The organism is Iodidimonas sp. SYSU 1G8 (assembly GCF_039655775.1).
Taxonomy (GTDB): domain Bacteria; phylum Pseudomonadota; class Alphaproteobacteria; order SMXS01; family SMXS01; genus RI-34.
In genome coordinates this window covers 1974481-1989986 of the sequence record NZ_JBBYXJ010000001.1, presented here as the reverse complement: position 1 = coordinate 1989986, position 15506 = coordinate 1974481, and the positions used below count along the sequence as shown (strand labels likewise).

The window sequence follows — 15506 nt, the reverse complement described above, 5'->3', positions numbered from 1 at the left end:
CCGGCGGATTTCAGGCCCGCAGCGCGAGCACTGCGGGCCTGATTTTATTCCGGCGGCGCATCGCCTCTTGGGTCTGGCGCATCAGGCACCATATGCTTGGCAAACGTTGAGTCCCAAAGAGGTATCGCCCCTTGAGTGAAGATCCCTACAAGGTCCTCGGCGTCGCCCGGGACGCCGCGCAGGACGACATCCGGAAGGCCTACCGCAAGCTTGCGAAGGAGGCCCATCCCGATCTGAATCCGGGAGACAAGAAGGCCGAAGACCGGTTCAAGGCCATTTCGGCCGCCTATGACATTGTCGGCGATCCCGACAAGCGGTCCCGCTATGACCGGGGCGAGATCGATGCCTCGGGCACCGAACGCGCCCCGCAACAGGATTATTATCGGCAGTATGCCGATGGCGCGGGCGGCGGACGTTATCAATCCTCGGCGGGTTTCGAGGATTTCGCCGACCTGTCGGACCTGTTTTCCGACATGTTCCAGCGCTCCGGCCGACCCGGCGGCGGTGGCCGGAGCGCGCGCATGAAGGGCCAGGACCTGCGCTACAACATGGCGGTCGACTTCCTCGAGGCGGTCAATGGCGCCAAGAAGCGGGTGACCATGCCGGACGGCCGAACCCTCGACCTGGCGATTCCGCCGGGCACGCGAGGCGGGCAGACGCTGCGCCTCAGGGGCAAGGGAATGCCGGGGGCGGGCGGCCCGGACGGCGACGCGCTGGTCGAGATCGAGGTCCGGCCGCATCCGGTGTTCGAGCGCGACGGCAACGACATCGTCGTCGAGCTGCCCATCTCCATCGACGAAGCGGTGCTGGGCGGGAAGGTCGAGGTGCCGACCGTCAGCGGCAAGGTCAGCGTGAGCGTCCCGAAGGGCGCCAGCAGCGGCCAGACCCTGCGCCTTCGCGGCAAGGGCGTGCCGGCCGGCAAGGACCGAGCGGCGGGAGATCAGCGGGTGAAGCTCAAGATCGTCTCGCCGCCCGCCATCGACGCCGACCTCGAAGCGTTCATGAAAAGCTGGCGTGAGGCGCACGGCTACAATCCGCGCGCGGGCATGAAGGACTGAGCCATGACACTGACGGAACGGGATGTGATCGCGGCGGTGGGCGAGATCTCGGCCACCCGGCTGCGGACCTGGGTCCGGCGCGGCTGGATCCAGCCGGCGCGGCAGGGGCGACGCCGTGTCTTCACGGATGTGGACGTCGCCCGGGTGCGTTTCGTGCACCATCTGACCCAGCAACTCGAGGTCAGCGACGACGAGGTGCCGGTGATCCTGTCGCTGATGGATCAGGTCTACGGGCTACGCAGCGCCCTGCGGACCCTCGGCCGGGCCGTCGACAGCCAGCCGGAAGCGGTGCGGGCGGAGATTGCCCGCACCTTCCGGGAATTGCGCGGATCGGCCTGAGGCCTTCCGGCGGTTAGCGGACGATCACGTTGGTGAACTGCCACGGATCCTGGGCATCGAGCTCGTCGGGGAACAGTCCGGCGTCGCGGTGCGCCAGCGGCGTCCAGTCGGTATAGACGCCGACGACCGGGCCGAGATAGGGCAGCTGAACCTCGAGGCAGCGCTCGAAATCGGTTTCGTCGGCTTCGACGATACCGCGTTCCGGGTTCTCCAGCGCCCAGATCATGCCGGCGAGCACGGCCGAGGTGACTTGCAGGCCGGTGGCGTTCTGATGCGGCGCGATCTCGCGGGTTTCCTCGATCGACAGCTGCGAGCCGTACCAGTAGGCGTTCTTGCCATGGCCATAGAGCAGCACGCCCAGTTCGTCGATGCCATCGACGATGTCGTGCTCGTCCAGAATCACCCACGAGTCCTGGCGCTGCCACTGGGAGCCGGCCATTTCGTGCAGCGACAGCACCGCGTCGTCGCAGGGGTGATAGGCGTAATGGCAGGTCGGGCGGTACACGGCCTTGTCGCCCTCGCGCACGGTGAAGTAGTCGGCGATGGAGATGGACTCGTTGTGCGTGACCAGGAAGCCGTGCTGGGCCTGGGCGGTCGGCGTCCAGGACCGCACGCGGGTGCCGGCCCCCGGGCGCAGCAGATAGATGGCGGCGCCGCAGCCGCCCTCGTGGGTGCGGCCTTCCGGCGGCAGCGCCTTTTCATGGGTGCCCCAGCCCAGTTCGGCGGGCTGCAGGCCTTCCGAAACGAAACCTTCCACGGACCAGGTGTTGACGAAGACGTTCCGCGGCTTTGGCGTGCGGGCGCGCTGGGTGTCGCGCTCGGCGATGTGAATGCCCTTCACGCCAACGCGCTGCATCAGCGCGGCCCAGTCCTCGCGGCTCGCCGGCGTGCCGGCGTCGATGCCGAGATCGCCGGCCAGGTTGAGCAGCGCGCGCTTGACGAACCAGGAAACCATGCCGGGATTGGCGCCGCAGCAATTGACGGCCGTCGGGCCGCCGGGGCGGCGCCGGCGCAAATCGAGCACGCGTTCGCGCAGGGCATAGTTCGAGCGCTGCGACACGCTCTTGCTGGTGTCGGTGTAGAAGCCCAGCCATGGTTCGGCGACGGTGTCGATGTACAGGGCGTTCACGTCCTTGCACAGTTCCATCATCGCCACGGACGACACGTCGACGGACAGGTTGACCATGAAGGCCCGGCCCGGTCCGGCCGTCAGCAGCGGTCTCAGCAGCTCCAGGTAGGAATCCTCCAGGACGGCGGCCTTGATGAAGTTGGCGCCTTCGGCCTCGACCATCTGGCGATGGCTGTCGTCGGGATCGATCACGGTGATTCGCGAGCGGTCGCCGTCGATATGGCGCAGGATCAGCGGCAGGGTGCCGCGGCCGATCGAGCCGTAGCCGATCATGACGATGGGTCCGTCGAAACGGGCGTGAATGGGCCATGCGGTCATGGGGGACTCCTCAATGATTATTGGACGGCTCTTCGTCCTCCGGGGACTATGGAGCCGTTCCATTTCGGTGATGTGTCACATTTACCGGACGTCGGCTCTGCGGCCGCTTCGCCCGGAAATGGTGTCTTACGCCGCGAGTGGCCGCGCCGTTTCGGTGTCTTGATACGGGTTGACGGGCAGCGCCTGCGGACTCCATCGGTCGTCCTCCAGCTCCGCGCCCGCGACGATCATGCCCGATGCGCCGGCAAGCGCGCCGGCGATCAGCTCGATCGCCAGGAAGCGATCGCGTTCCACCGGGCCGGGCAGTGTCAGGTCCCGGACGAGTTCGGTGGTGAAGCCGAAGCGTTCATAATAGGGCGCGTCACCGACGAGGATGACCGCGCCGTGGCCGCGCGCGGTGGCGGCCGCCAGCGCGTGGTCCATCAGCAGCGTGCCGATGCCCAGGCCCTGGCATTCCGGGAGGACGCCGATGGGGCCGAGCAACAGGGCGTCGGCCGAGCCGGCGCGGATGTGCCACAGGCGCACCGTGCCGACCAGCGTGTCGCCCTTGAAGGCGCTGAAGGCGAGGCCTTCGGCAGGGCTCTGGCCCCGCCGGATTTTCTCGCAGGTCTTCAGGTGCCGGCCGGGCAAGGCCCGGTCCAGCAGACTCTCCCGCGCCGGAATGTCCAGCGCCGTCTCGGTCCTAATAGTAATCATGGCCGTGCCTTAGATGACGATCGCCTGCAGGGGCGAAAATCCGTTGAAGGCGACCGACGCATAGGTGGTGGTGTACGCACCCGTTGCCTCGATCAGGACCTCGTCGCCGATCTCGAGCGAAATCGGGAGCGGGTACGGAGTCCGTTCATACAGCACATCCGCGGAATCGCAGGTCGGTCCGGCCAGCACGCAGGGGGCCATCGCGTCACCATCCCGCGGGGTGCGGATAGGATAACGGATGGACTCGTCCATGGTTTCCGCGAGGCCGCCGAATTTACCGATGTCCAGGTAAACCCAGCGCACGTTGTCCTCGTCCGACTTGCGCGAGATCAGGACCACCTCGGCCTTGATCACACCCGCGTCGCCAACCATGCCGCGGCCCGGTTCGATGATGGTTTCCGGGAGCTGATTGCCGAAGTGTCGTCGGAGCGCGCCGAAGATCGCCTGGGCATAGGCGTCGACGCGCGGCACGTCCTTCAGGTACTTGGTCGGGAAACCGCCGCCCATGTTGACCATGCCCAGCTGAATGCCACGCTCGGCCAAGGTGCGGAACACCATGGAGGCATCGGCCAGCGCACGGTCCCACGCCTCCACGTTGCCCTGCTGCGAGCCGACGTGGAACGAGATGCCGTAGGGCGACAGGCCCAGGTCGCGCGCCGATTCCAGCACGTTGATGGCCATGGCCGGCACGCAGCCGAACTTGCGGCTGAGCGGCCATTCGGCGCCTTCGCCATCGGCCAGCACGCGGCAGAACACGCGGGCGCCGGGCGCCTGGCGCGCGATCTTCTCCACTTCCTCGATGCAATCGACCGCGTAGAGGTCGATGCCGAGGGCGCGGGCGCGGGCGATGTCTCGCTCCTTCTTGATGGTGTTGCCGAACGAGATCCGGTCCGGCGTCGCGCCGGCGGCCAGCGCCATTTCGATCTCCGGCACCGACGCGGTGTCGAAGCACGAGCCGAGCTCGGCCAGCGCCTGAAGGACCTCCGGCGACGGATTGGCCTTCACGGCATAGAAGATACGCGTCTCCGGCAACGCGCGCGCGAACGCACGGTAATTGTCACGGACGACGTCGAGATCGACGACGAGGCACGGGCCTTCCGGACGTGCGGTGGCGAGATAGTCAAGAACGCGTTGGGTGGCCATGAGCTCGAACCCCTACCTTCATTGCTGCCGGCAGGCTTCCGCACAGGGGACGCGATGGAGGCGCCGAACCTGGGAAGATTCCTACAGACCGAAATGGAGAACCCGCCACACCATGGCGAAAACTCCGGTGGGTGCCTTCAGGTTGGAGCGGGAGAACCGTTCCGCACGTCGGCAAGGATGGTGTGCCTCTTCAGTGTCGCCAGCTTTTGGACAGCCGACTGAGACCAAAAAAGCCCTCACCGTCGTTGCTATATGACGCCTCATTCCTGTCGGAACGTTGTGCCGGCGTCTATGGGCACGTGCGACTATGGGCAGACAGTGAGATATGAGTTTCGACCCCCGAAATCAACGAAAAAATTATGACAATTTTCCAAGCCGCCCAACGCTTTGCCCGGGGGACCGCGCGACGGCCAGCGCGGCCCCGGCTCGGCTTGTTTCGCCGCGGGGCAGCGGATACACTCCGGCCGCCGTTGTACTCCCTCCGGAACACGCGGCGCGCGGCGTTTCCGGTGTTTTCCCGGGGCGGCGCGGTCCCCGAATTCCCACTGCGCGAGTGCTGACTACATGAACATTTTCTCCCGGACCACCGCCGCCGCCCTCCTGATGGTGGTTGCCATGACCGGCCAGCAGGCCATGGCCGCCGACGCCAAGGGGAACTACATCGTGCGCGGTGTCGGCGCGCGGCCCTGTTCGGATTTTCTCAAGGCGGTGGGCGGCACGGCCGAGGACGTGCGGCCCTTCCTGTCGTGGATGGACGGCTATCTCAGCGGCCTGAACGCGCTGCAGGCCCAGACCTATGACGTGGCGCCGTTCACGTCGGCGGCGGTGATCGGCCAGATGGTGCGTAACTATTGCAACCTGCAGCCCAGCTTCCGCTTCGAGACCGCGGTTCTCGAACTGATGAAGGTGCTCGGTCCGTACCGGGTGCCGGTACAGTCCCAGCTGGTCGAGGTCACGGTGGGCGACGCCAACGCGGCGCTGCGCCAGTCGACGCTGATGTGGATGCAGCAGAAGATGAAGGAACAGGGCTTCTTCAAGGGCACGCCGGACGGTCTTTACGGCGCCGGCACCAAGGATGCGCTGGTGGCGTACCAGAAGGCGAACAAGATCGCCGAGACCGGCGTGCCGGATTCGACCACGCTGGCGCATTTCATCCAGAAGGAAACCGGGGCCAAGAAGCCCTGAGACCCGGACATCCGACACCGGGAAAGGGTCGCCGCGAGGCGGCCCTTTTTCGTTGGAAGCGCGCGTGACTGTGCAGGCGCCGCGCGCTAGTCTTCCTGCCGCGGCCGCGGGGTGGCCGCGTTCAGCACGGGGAATGCCATGACCATCGAGGAACTGCTCGAGATCGAAGAGATCAAGAATCTGCGCATCATGTACTCGCATTATTTCGATGGCGCGCAGATCGACGACCTCGCGGCCTTGTTCACCGAGGACGCCGTGTGCGAGTTCACCGAGGAATATGGCGGCAACTGGGTCGGCCGCGAGACGATCCGGACCAACTACGCCAAGTTCGCCGCGCCGGACCGGCCGTTCTCGTTCATGCACGCCAACACCAATCCGTGGATCAGGCTGCTGGGGCCGACCGAGGCCAATGGCCGCTGGTATCTGCTCGATCTCAACCTGCGCGAGGACGCGGCGAATCCGCTGGCGCTGTTCGGTGTCTATGACGACGTCTACCGCAAGGTGGACGGCAAATGGCTGATCGCCCGCACCCGCATCGACTTCCTGTGGCCCAACCGCAGCTTCTTCGGCTACCGCACGCCTGGCGTGAACGGCTGACGGGCGCCCGCCGCTTTTTCGTTGCTGCCCCTCGCGCGGCGGCGCTACTGTCGCCGGATATTGGGCGAAACGCGCCAGCGTTTCAGAGGAGGGCATGATGATCCGCATGGGCGGGGATCGTCGCTATTCATTAGAAGGCCGCGCCGGCATCGGGGCGCGGCTGCCATGAAGACGACCAGCAGGGACATCATCGAGAACATCGCCCGCACGCTCCGCCAGCGCGTGCTGCCCGCCATGGGCGATCCGGGCCTTGCCGCCGATCTGCGCGAGATCAACACCCAGCTCGACGCGCTCGCCGTGCGAATCGAGTGCGAGGGCGAGATCATCTGGAACGACATCGCCGATCAGCGCCTGCTGCTCGCGGCCATCGCGCAGGAAACCGGCCATCTGCCCGCGCCGAACTGGTCCGGGCTGGCGGCGGAGATCGCCAAGGAACTGGACCGGGTCTGGCACACGCCCGCCCATTATCCCGCGCTTGCCGTGCTGCAGGCCGAGAACCGGCGGCTGCGTGCGCTGATAGACAAGGCGCTCGCGACCGCGGAGGCGGACCCCGAGCCGCTGGGCGAGCGCCGGGCGCAGCGTCTGGTGAAGGCGTTGCGGGGCTACATGAAGCGGCAGGCCGACCGCGAAGCCCCGCTCCACGCGCCCTTGACCGGCGGTTCCTGAGCGCCTGCGCAAAGGGCTTTGGCCGGTTTCGCAACTCGTCTAGTGTCTGTGGATAAGTTGGCCGGTCTCTGGGGGCGGGATTGTCGGATCGGAATAGCACGATGGCTGCGCTGCTCAGCGCGATTCGCCGCGACCTCGACGCGGTGATCGCGCCCGAGCTCGCGTTGCCTGCCGCGCGCGAGGCCGCGGCCATGATGAGCGAGCTGCTGGCCTATCTCACCGTGTGGCAGCGTGACCTGCCGGGACAGGTCGAGCCGCTGACGCGCGCCCAGGCGGAAGCCCTCGCGCGCCTGCGCGGCCCGGAGTCCGCCATGCCCGCCGCGACCGGCGATGCGGCGCTGACATCCGATATCGCTGGCTCTCTGCCGGACTACGAAGGCCTGCTGCGGGCGCTCGACGCGGAACTGGCGGCGCTGGATGGCGACGGTGGCCGCGAGACCGCGATCAGCCAGGCGGTCGGCGCCGACCTGCTGCTGTTCGACCGGGAGGCCAGTCTCCTCGGCTCGGAACGCGAGCGCGCCCCGATCCGGCTCGCCGAATCACTGACGCCCCTGTCGGAGACACGGCTCACCGCCTACGCGCGCGAGGTGTTTCCAGCCGATGCCGGGGCCTCGGTCTCGCGGATCAGGGCCGTGCCGCGTGGCCATTGCCGGGAAACCTCCCAGATTCTCCTGACATCGGGCATCGGCCGCGGGCGGGAGATGCTGCTGCGCCGGGACTATCCGTTCACGCCGCCGGGAATGTCCGTCAGCGGTGAATTCGCGGTGCTGCGCATTCTTCACCAGGCGGGCTTTCCCGTTCTGGAGCCGCTCTGGTGCGAAACCGAGGCGGCGCCATTGGGCCAGCCCTTCATGCTGTCCGCCGCGCTGCCGCCGGGCGCCGATTCGCGCTGGAGCGAGTCCGATGATGACGACAGCCGCGCCGAGGCCTGCCTCGCCCTTGCCCGCATCCTCGGACGGCTGCACAGTCTCGACGCGCGTGTGGTCGCGGCGGCCGGGTTCACGCCGGCCGACGATCCTCGCCGGGAAATCCGCGCGGCGGTCGAGACCTGGCGCGACCGCTGGCTGGCGCTGCGAACCCATCCGTCGCCGACGCTGCAGGCGGCGTTCCTGTGGTTGCTGGACCATACGCCGCCGGGGGCCGCGCGCACCTCGCTGCTGCATGGCGATCTGAGCGCCGGTTCGTTGGCCGTGGACGGGACGCGGATCGCCGCCCTGCTGGATTGGGAATTCGCCCATCCGGGCGATCCGGCAGAGGATCTCGCCGCGTGCCGGCCGTGGGTCGAGCCGCTTGTCGCCTGGCCCGAATTTCTCAGGGCCTATCGTTCCGCCGGCGGCCAGGATCCCGACCCCGCCAGCAGCGCCTATTACGCCATCTGGCGCGGTGTCCGGAACGCCGTGTGCTGCTGCATCGCCTGGCGTGGTTTCACCAGTGGCGCCTATCCGGCGCTGGACATGGCCTATCGCGGCATCCCGCTGTATCGCCGCCATGTCAGGGACACGGCGGAAAGGCTGCGGCGGGAGTGGGCGCGGCAGGACACTTGATCCGGCGGCGCAAAGGGACTCATACTCGCGTCAGGCGGCACGGCTCCAGGGCCTGATAAGCGCGCCACAAGGCCCGGGTGCAACCGGCCGTGATCGGAAGATGTGATGATCGCGCTGGGGATGGCGCGATTCAGTGAAGCTCAGGGTGGGATAAACTCAATGCAGTATCAGTCACCAGCCTCGGTCGAAGAGGCCGTGGCGGCTTTGGCGTCGGTCGCCGGCGCCCGTGTTCTCGCGGGCGGCACCGACCTTCTCGTGCAGTTGCGCGCGGGCAGCGCGGCGCCGGGCGCGGTCATCGACGTGAAGCGAATCGCCGAGATGCGGACCATTTCCGACACGGGCAACGGCTTCCGCATCGGCGCGGCGGTGTGCGGCGCGGACATCACCGATCATGCCGCGCTGGCGCAGGCCTGGCCGGGCGTGGTCGAGGCCGCCGGGCTGATCGGTTCGACGCAGGTTCAGGGGCGGGCCAGCCTGGGCGGCAACGTGTGCAACGCCTCGCCGGCCGCCGACACCACGCCGGCGCTGATCGCCGCGCGCGCGGTGGCCGAGATCGTCGGCCCGAACGGCCGGCGTTCCGTGCCGGTGGAGCAGATCGCCACCGGACCGGGCAGGACCTCGCTGGCCGCGGGAGAGATCGTCGCCTCGTTCCTGCTGCCGGCGCGTCCGGCGCGCTCGGGCGACGCCTATCTGCGCATGATTCCCCGCACGGAAATGGACATCGCCGTCGCCGGCGCCGCCGTGAACCTGACCCTCGATGCCGATGGCGCCGTCGCCGACGCGCGGGTCGGCATCGGCGCGGTGGCGCCGACGGCGCTGCTGCTGGACGGGGCCGCGGAGATTCTGATCGGCTCGCGGCTGGACGATGCCGTGCTGGCGAAGCTCGCCGAACTGGCCGGCGCCGCCGCCCGGCCGATCGACGACAAGCGCGGCACCATCGACTACCGCCGCAAGGTGGTGGGGGTACTGGCGAAACGGGCGACGCTGATCGCCTTTGAACGGGCGGGAGCACGCTGATGGCCAAATCTCATGTATCCACCACCGTCAATGGCGATCCCGTCGAGTTCCTGTGCGAGGCGCCGGAGACCATGCTCGATGTGCTGCGCAACACGCTGGGCCTGACCGGCACCAAGGAGGGCTGCGGCACCGGCGATTGCGGCGCGTGCTCCATCATGGTCGACGGCACGCTGGTCTGCGGCTGCCTGATGCTGGCGGTCGAGGCGACCGGCAAGGAAATCGTCACCATCGAAGGCATCGGCGCGCCCGACCGGCTGCATCCGGTTCAGCAGGCGTTCCTGGAGGATGCCGCCCTGCAATGCGGCTTCTGCACGCCGGGTTTCATCGTCGCGGCCAAGGCGCTGCTCGATCGCAATCCCGATCCCACCGAAACCGAGATCCGCTACTGGCTGGCCGGTAATTTGTGCCGCTGCACCGGATATGACAAGATCGTCCGCGCCGTGCAGCACGCGGCCGCCGGGATGAAAGGGCAACAGGCATGACCTACGAACCCAAGTCATTCAAGGTCGTCGGCACCCGTCCGATCCGCCATGACGGCGCCGACAAGGTCACCGGCCGCGCCAACTACGCCTCGGACTTCACGCTGCCGGGCATGCTGTGGGGCCGCGTTCTGCGCAGCCCGCACGCCCACGCCGTCATCCGGTCGATCAACACCGACAAGGCGCGCGCGCTGCCCGGCGTCAAGGCCGTGATCACCAGCGCCGATCTGCCGCTGCCGCCGCCGGGCATCACCCAGGCCGGCGAATCGGCGATCAACGCCCAGCATCTGGCCAAGAACCTGCTGGCGCGCGACAAGGTGTTCTACGACGGCCATCCGGTCGCCGCCGTGGCCGCGATCTCCGACGCGATCGCCCAGCAGGCGCTCGGCCTGATCGAGGTTGAGTATGAAGTTCTGCCGCACGTCATCGACGTCGACGAGGCGATGCAGGAGAGCGCGCCGCTGCTGCACGACGATCTGTTCACCGACGGCGTCGACCCGAAGCCGGAGAAGCCGTCCAACGTCGCCAAGCGCATCTTCGTGGGCAAGGGCGACATCGCCAAGGGCTTCGAAGAAGCCGACATCGTCATCGAGCGGACCTACACCACCAAGCCGGTGCACCAGGGCTATATCGAGCCGCAGGGCTGCGTCGCCAACTATGCCGAGGACGGGCAGGCGATGGTCTGGTGCTCCAGCCAGGGCCAGTTCCTGATCCGCGATCTGTGCGTGAACATGCTGGGCATGGAAGCCTCGTCGCTGAAGGTGATCCCGGCCGAGATCGGCGGCGGCTTCGGCGGCAAGACCACGGTCTATCTCGAGCCGCTGGCGCTGATGCTGGCCAAGGCCTCGGGCCGGCCGGTGAAGATGACCATGACGCGCGGCGAGGTGCTGCGCGCCACCGGTCCGCATTCCGGCAGTTCCATGACCGCCAAGATCGGCGTCACCAAGGACGGCACCATCACCGCGGCCGAGGTGGTCATCAAGTTCCAGGCCGGCGCTTTCCCGGGCTCGCCGGTGGGCGCGGCGGTGATGTTCTGTTCGGCGCCCTACGACATTCCGAACCTGTCGATCACCGGCTATGACGTGGTCGTCAACATCGCCAAGATCCATGCTTATCGCGCGCCCGGCGCGCCGAACGGCGCGTTCGCCTTCGAGTCCGTGCTGGACGAGCTGGCGCGCGAGCTGAACATGGATCCCATCGACTTCCGGGCGAAGAACTCGGCGGTCGAAGGCTCCAAGGCGCCCTATGGACCTACCCACGGTCCGTTGGGCGGCCTCGAATGCCTGTCGATCGCCAAGGACCACCCGCATTATAAGGCCAATCTGGGGCCCAACCAGGGGCGCGGCGTCGCCAGCGGCTTCTGGATCAACATCGGCGGCCAGTCGGCGGCCACCGTCGTCGTCAACCGCGACGGCACCATCTCGCTGGTCGAAGGCTGCCCCGATATCGGCGGCAGCCGCGCCTCGCTGGCCATGATGTGCGCCGAGGTGCTGGGCGTCGCGGCCGAGAAGGTGCGCCCGTCCATCGTCGACACCACGGCGATCGCCTTCAACGACGTCACCGGCGGCAGCCGCGTCACCTTCGCCACCGGCATGGCCGTGGTGCAGGCGGCCGAGGACGCGGTGCGGATCATGCGCGAGCGCGCCGCCAAGATCTGGGACATCGACGTCGACAATGTGGTCTGGCGCGATGGCGCGGCCCAGGAAGCCACCGGCAACCGCTCGCTGACCATCACCCAGATCGCCGAAAAGGCCGCCAAGACCGGCGGCCAGATCATGGGCCACGCCTCCATCAACGCGGCCGGCGCCGGCCCGTCGCTCACCACCCATCTGTGCGATTTGGAAGTGGACCGCGAGACGGGCAAGATTACCATCCTGCGCTACACCACCTTCCAGGATGCCGGCAAGGCGGTGCATCCGTCCTATGTTGAAGGCCAGATGCAGGGCGGCGCGGTGCAGGGCATCGGCTGGGCGCTGAACGAGGAATACATCCATGACGACCAGGGCCGGCTGCTGAACCCGGGCTTCCTCGACTACCGCATGCCGGTGGCGTCCGACCTGCCCATGATCGACGCGGTGATCATCGAGGTGCCGAACCCGAACCACCCCTTCGGCGTGCGCGGCGTGGGCGAGGCGCCCATCGTGCCGCCGCTCGCGGTCATCGCCAACGCCATCTTCGACGCCGTGGGCGTGCGCATGCGCGACCTGCCGTTCTCGCCGCCAAAGGTGCTGGCGGCGCTGGAGGCGGCCGAGAAGGCGAAAGGCTGAGGTGGCGCGGGTCGTATTGTCCGGAGACCTGGGCCGCCGGTTCGCCGGCGGCGAGGTCGAAGTCCGCTGCGAAGGCAGCAACGTCCGCCGCCTGATCAGGGCGCTGGAGGAGCGCTATCCCGGCATCGCCGAGGTGCTGGAGTCCGACGCCATGGCCGTCGCCATCGACGGGGTGGTTCACCAGGATGCTTTCCTCGAGGAAGTGGGGCCGGAATCGGAGGTCTATTTCCTGCCGGCGATCAGGGGTGGGTGAATAAGGAATTTCGAATTTTAGCAAGAGGTCTGCATGAGTGAAATCATTAAGTTGCTACCCAAGAGAAAGGAGTTGGTTTTCGATTTACTGGAAAAAATCGGATTAGATACGTCTGATTGGAAATCTAGTTATTCGTCTAAAAATTACAAAGCAAATCCAAAATACTGCTATGAGTGGGGTTATGCAGAGCCTGGGCGATTCATTGTTCTAAATTTGTGGCATGATTCCCTTATATTGAAAGATAGTATTGTGTCGTATCAGGGAAATTATCGAGATGACGCTTTAGTTCATTCTAGACCGGGCGGTAAACCGGCATGGGCTAGGCGAGCGAATAAAGTTGATCTCCTGCTGCAATCCGCATTTAAGTACAATTTGCCTATCTATGTTATAATCAACGATGGATCCAAGCGTAACACTGGTGATCCGAATGCGACTCCGTCGGTGGTTACGGCGCGACAACTAGACTCTGAAATTTGGAGTGTTCGGAACTACGATAGCTCCAACGGTGAATTTGAACTGTATCGTAGTGCTCCACAGGAGCATTACGTAGATCAATTCGACCTAAATGATTTCGAGCAATCGAAAGCCAAAAAAATTGATGTTTTTGGCTCTGCCTATGTGCGGAGCCGAACAGTCCGCGCACACGCTCTCACAAGGGCTGCTGGCCGGTGCGAGTATTGCGGTGAACCGGGTTTCAGAATGGAAAATGGTTCAATTTATCTCGAGACTCATCACATCGTGCCCCTTGGGGAAGGAGGGAACGATACTGCTACGAATGTGATTGCGTTATGCCCAAATGATCATAAGAAGGCTCATTACAGTATAGGTAAAATTGAAATAGAGAAAGAAATGAAAACAAAAATTAGTAATAAATAATTATATAATAATAATTTTGGCATGTAACGTTCAATTTTCGACATTGGTGACGATTGAAATCTGCGCGCTCCGGTGCAGTGACGTATGCGTCCGCGTCTCGAAGAACCAGCGCCCCTCCCGCTTAATCAGCACGTCGTTGTAGTAGCCGGTGGAGCTGTAGGTCCGGCCGTCATGCAACTCAATGTCTTCCTTGAAGTAATTCTTGCTGGTCGCGGTGTCGCCGTTCACGTCGACGGACACCATCATGGGGAAGAAGCTGATCGACTTCACCGCGCTCATCATCTCCGTCCAGCGCGACACGATGACATCGCGGCCATCCATGAGATTGCCGTACATCACCCAGGACGCGCCGTCCTCGGCCCAGGTCGTCGCCCAGAGGGCGGGGTCCTTCAGCATCACGGCGTCGCAATAGCGCTCGACCAACTCGCGGATGGCGAGGACGTCTTCCATCGGTCCGGTGGACATCGCGATTTCTCCCCTGTCATTTCAATGTGTACTCGCCGAACCGCACCTTCCGCATGTCCCACCAGTAGCGGATCGTGCCGTGCGGCCAAAGCGTGGTGATCTTGCCGTTCTCGTCCTGATACCAGCTCTTGCAGCCGGCCTGCCAGATGGTGCCGGCGAGGCCGCGCTGGAGGGCGGCGTCGAACCGGGCGGCCGAGTCAGGGCGCGGCTCGATGGTGCGGCGCGCGACCAGCTTCCGCAGGCACTGCATCAGGTAGCGCACCTGCTGCTCGACCATGAAGATGATCGAGCTGTGGCCCAGGCCGCTGTTGGGACCCAACAGCATGAAGAAATTGGGAAAGCCCGGAACGGCCACGGTTCGGTGCGCCGCCATGCCGTCCTTCCATGCCTCGTTCAGGGTGAGGCCGCCGCGGCCGGTGATTTCGGTCTTCGGCATGTCGGTGGTGCGGAAGCCGGTGGCGAGGATGATCATTTCGGCATGGTGCAGCGCGCCGTCCGTGGTGACGATGCCGTCCGGTTCGATCCGGGCGATGGGCTCGGTCACCAAATGGACATGCTCGAGGGCAAGCGCCGGGTAGTAATCGTCTGACACCAGGATGCGCTTGCAGCCGGGCGGATAGTCGGGCGTCAGCTTTGCCCGCAGGTCCGGGTCGGGCACCTGCGACTCCAGGTGCCGCAGCGCGAGCCGTTTCTCCCGCTCGTTACGGCGGTTACGGCGCAGAAACAGGGGAAAGCGGCTCTCCAGCATCCAGTAGAGCTGCCAGCGGTGCAGCCGCCCCAGGAACGGCAAACGCCGGAACGCGCGCTTCCATGATTTGGGATAGGCACGGTCGAGGCGCGGGATGATCCAGTTGGGCGTGCGCTGGAACACCTCGATGTGCCCGGCCCCGTCGGCGATGGAGGGCACGATCTGCACCGCGCTCGCGGCGCTGCCGATGACGGCCACGCGCTTGCCGGAAAGCTCGATCCCGGGATTCCACGCCGCCGAGTGCATCACGCTGCCCGCGAAGCCGTCCAGACCGGCGATGTCGGGGTGGTTCGGTATGTGTAGCGCGCCGATGGCGCTGACCAGTACATCAGCGGTGTCGTGCTCGCCGGCGCCCGTCGTCAGGCGCCAGCGGTGGCCGGCCTCGTCGAAACGGGCGTCGGTGACTTCCTGGCCGAGCTTCATATGCGGCCACAGCCCGTAGATCGTCGCGCACCGCTCGAAATACGCCTGGATTTCCGCGCCGGGGGCATAGACGTGGCTCCAGTCCGGATTGGGCGCGAAGGAATAGGAATAGAGGTGGGACGGCACGTCGCAGGCGACGCCGGGATAGGTATTGTCGCGCCACGTGCCGCCCACGTTGTCCGCCTTCTCGTAGATGACGAAATCGTCCAATCCCGCGCGCTTCAGGGCGATTCCCATGCACAGGCCGGACATGCCGGCGCCCAGGATCGCGACCCGTGGTCCCTTTTCACGGGCGCCGGCCAT

At 65.8% G+C, this 15506-nt stretch carries 16 protein-coding genes; 11 read left to right on the top strand and 5 right to left on the bottom strand.

What is annotated here, in order from left to right:
* Positions 1 to 131: 131 nt before the first annotated feature.
* Together WJU17_RS09435 and WJU17_RS09430 are read left to right on the top strand one after the other, a co-directional pair.
* Positions 132 to 1058: a DnaJ C-terminal domain-containing protein gene (locus WJU17_RS09435; RefSeq protein WP_346327070.1), complete on the top strand. Its 927-nt coding sequence runs from the start codon at positions 132 to 134 to the stop codon at positions 1056 to 1058.
* Between the two features lie 3 nt (positions 1059 to 1061).
* Positions 1062 to 1397: a MerR family transcriptional regulator gene (locus tag WJU17_RS09430; RefSeq protein ID WP_346327069.1), complete on the top strand. Its 336-nt coding sequence runs from the start codon at positions 1062 to 1064 to the stop codon at positions 1395 to 1397.
* 13 nt (positions 1398 to 1410) lie between these two features.
* Here the strand turns inward: WJU17_RS09430 and WJU17_RS09425 are convergent, their stop codons facing one another.
* The 3 genes from WJU17_RS09425 to WJU17_RS09415 form a co-directional block, all read right to left on the bottom strand.
* Positions 1411 to 2844: a saccharopine dehydrogenase C-terminal domain-containing protein gene (locus WJU17_RS09425; protein WP_346327068.1), complete on the bottom strand. Its 1434-nt coding sequence runs from the start codon at positions 2842 to 2844 to the stop codon at positions 1411 to 1413.
* Between the two features lie 126 nt (positions 2845 to 2970).
* A complete protein-coding gene (locus tag WJU17_RS09420; RefSeq protein WP_346327067.1) occupies positions 2971 to 3540 on the bottom strand; it encodes an N-acetyltransferase in 570 nt (189 codons plus the stop codon).
* A gap of 9 nt (positions 3541 to 3549) precedes the next feature.
* Complete coding sequence (locus tag WJU17_RS09415) at positions 3550 to 4683, bottom strand: type III PLP-dependent enzyme (RefSeq protein ID WP_346327066.1); 1134 nt, start codon at positions 4681 to 4683, stop codon at positions 3550 to 3552.
* 564 nt (positions 4684 to 5247) lie between these two features.
* On the opposite strand from WJU17_RS09415, the gene WJU17_RS09410 reads away from it, so the two are divergent.
* The 9 genes from WJU17_RS09410 to WJU17_RS09370 all read left to right on the top strand — a co-directional run bounded on the left by WJU17_RS09410 (position 5248) and on the right by WJU17_RS09370 (position 13567).
* Complete coding sequence (locus tag WJU17_RS09410; protein ID WP_346327065.1) at positions 5248 to 5868, top strand: peptidoglycan-binding domain-containing protein; 621 nt, start codon at positions 5248 to 5250, stop codon at positions 5866 to 5868.
* A 138-nt stretch (positions 5869 to 6006) separates the two neighbouring features.
* Positions 6007 to 6465, top strand: coding sequence for a nuclear transport factor 2 family protein (locus WJU17_RS09405; protein WP_346327064.1), 459 nt, complete (start codon positions 6007 to 6009; stop codon positions 6463 to 6465).
* A 165-nt stretch (positions 6466 to 6630) separates the two neighbouring features.
* Entirely contained in the window at positions 6631 to 7131 is a 501-nt protein-coding gene (locus WJU17_RS09400; protein WP_346327063.1) for a hypothetical protein, read from the top strand.
* 101 nt (positions 7132 to 7232) lie between these two features.
* Positions 7233 to 8675, top strand: coding sequence for a phosphotransferase family protein (locus WJU17_RS09395; RefSeq protein WP_346327062.1), 1443 nt, complete (start codon positions 7233 to 7235; stop codon positions 8673 to 8675).
* Between the two features lie 159 nt (positions 8676 to 8834).
* Positions 8835 to 9692: a xanthine dehydrogenase family protein subunit M gene (locus WJU17_RS09390; RefSeq protein WP_346327061.1), complete on the top strand. Its 858-nt coding sequence runs from the start codon at positions 8835 to 8837 to the stop codon at positions 9690 to 9692.
* Complete coding sequence (locus WJU17_RS09385; RefSeq protein ID WP_346327060.1) at positions 9692 to 10174, top strand: (2Fe-2S)-binding protein; 483 nt, start codon at positions 9692 to 9694, stop codon at positions 10172 to 10174. Before WJU17_RS09390 ends, WJU17_RS09385 begins: the two co-directional genes overlap by 1 nt.
* Positions 10171 to 12438, top strand: a complete 2268-nt coding sequence (locus WJU17_RS09380; protein ID WP_346327059.1) for a xanthine dehydrogenase family protein molybdopterin-binding subunit — start codon at positions 10171 to 10173, stop codon at positions 12436 to 12438. The genes WJU17_RS09385 and WJU17_RS09380 overlap by 4 nt, the downstream gene beginning before the upstream one ends.
* Position 12439: 1 nt before the next feature.
* Entirely contained in the window at positions 12440 to 12691 is a 252-nt protein-coding gene (locus tag WJU17_RS09375) for a MoaD/ThiS family protein (protein WP_346327058.1), read from the top strand.
* Between the two features lie 33 nt (positions 12692 to 12724).
* On the top strand, positions 12725 to 13567 hold the full coding sequence (locus WJU17_RS09370) for an HNH endonuclease signature motif containing protein (RefSeq protein ID WP_346327057.1): 843 nt from the start codon (positions 12725 to 12727) through the stop codon (positions 13565 to 13567).
* 30 nt (positions 13568 to 13597) lie between these two features.
* Here the strand turns inward: WJU17_RS09370 and WJU17_RS09365 are convergent, their stop codons facing one another.
* A complete protein-coding gene (locus WJU17_RS09365; protein ID WP_346327056.1) occupies positions 13598 to 14032 on the bottom strand; it encodes a nuclear transport factor 2 family protein in 435 nt (144 codons plus the stop codon).
* 16 nt (positions 14033 to 14048) lie between these two features.
* Positions 14049 to 15506: an NAD(P)/FAD-dependent oxidoreductase gene (locus WJU17_RS09360; RefSeq protein ID WP_346327055.1), complete on the bottom strand. Its 1458-nt coding sequence runs from the start codon at positions 15504 to 15506 to the stop codon at positions 14049 to 14051.